General features: G+C 63.5%; 1 pseudogene. It reads left to right on the top strand.

Annotated elements, in window-relative coordinates:
• Positions 1-41: 41 nt before the first annotated feature.
• Positions 42-1,564: pseudogene (locus WA702_RS25475) on the top strand (transketolase); the annotation flags it as partial.

Raw genomic sequence — 1,564 nt, 5'->3', positions numbered from 1 at the left:
GGATTAGCATCGGGAATCGAACAGCCCTCGCGAGGAACGCCATGGCGAAGTCAGCAGTCCCATTAGACCGTCTCGACCTCCTGAACGCGCTGGCGCGCAAGGTGCTGTGGCTGTCGTCCTGGACCATCCACCACGCCAACCATGTCAGGCCCAATGTCGACGGCCTGAAAGTCGGCGGCCATCAGGCCTCGTCCGCCTCGCTCGCAACCATCATGTCGGCGCTGTATTTCTCGGTGCTGCGCCCGGAAGATCGCGTCGCGGTGAAGCCGCATGCGAGCCCGGTGTTTCACGCCATCCAATATCTGTTCGGTCGCCAGACCAAGGACAAGCTGGAGAACTTCCGCGGCTTCAAGGGCGCGCAGTCCTACCCTTCACGCACCAAGGACATCGACGACGTCGATTTTTCCACCGGCTCGGTCGGCTTGGGCGTTGCGCAGACGCTGTTCTCGTCGCTGGTGCAGGACTACGTCTCCGCGCATGGCTGGATGAAGGACCGTCGCGAGGGGCGCATGATCGCGCTGGTCGGCGACGCCGAGATGGATGAGGGCAACATCTTCGAGGCGCTGGCGGAGGGGTGGAAGCACGGCCTGCGCAACACCTGGTGGATCGTCGACTACAACCGGCAGAGCCTGGACGCCGTCGTGCGCGAAGGGCTGTGGGAGAAGTTCGAGACTATGTTCCGCAATTTCGGCTGGGACGTGGTGATCGTGAAATACGGCTCCCTGATGCGTGAGGCGTTTGCGGAGCCGGGCGGCGAGGCGCTCAAGCGCTGGATCGACAATTGCCCCAACCAGCTCTATGCGGCCTTGTGCTTCCAGGGTGGGGCTGCGTTCCGCAAATATCTCGACAACGAGATCGGCGATCAGGGCGACGTTTCTCGTCTCATCGCCAAACGCAGCGACGACGAGCTGCTGGCGTTGATGTCCAATCTCGGCGGCCATGGCATGGCCAGCATGCTGGAGGCGTTCGAGGCCATCGATCACGACCGGCCCGTCTGCTTCATCGCCTATACCATCAAGGGCGTCGGCCTGCCGTTCCAGGGCCACAAGGACAACCACGCCGGTCTGATGACCGTGGCGCAGATGGAGAAGTGGCGCGGCCAGCAGAACATCCGGCCCGGCCATGAATGGGACAAGTTCGAGGGGCTGACTCAGGATGAACAGGCCTTGGAGGTCTTTCTCAAGAGCGTGCCGTTCAATCGTGATGGCCGCCGGCTCGACGATGCCGTGCTCGATGTGCCGGAGCGGCTGACGTTCACGGCCGCAGCCCACATGTCGACGCAGCAAGGCTTTGGCCTCGTGCTCAATGATCTTGCGCGCACCGACACGCCGCTGGCGTCGCGTGTCGTCACTGCCTCGCCGGACGTCACCGTGTCGACCAATCTCGGGGCCTGGGTCAACCGCCGCGGCCTGTTCGCGCGGGCCGAGAAGGCCGACCTGTTCCGTAGCGAGAAGATTCCCTCGACCTTCAATTGGGACGCCTCGCCGAAGGGCCAGCATATCGAGCTCGGCATTGCCGAGATGAACCTGTTCATCTTGGCGTCCGCGCTCGGCCTGTCGCACGC

It is taken from the genome of Bradyrhizobium sp. (assembly GCF_049798375.1).
In the GTDB taxonomy this organism is placed as follows: Bacteria; Pseudomonadota; Alphaproteobacteria; order Rhizobiales; family Xanthobacteraceae; genus Bradyrhizobium.
Note: the sequence above shows the minus strand (reverse complement) of the source record. Positions and strands in the feature narration are given on the sequence as shown.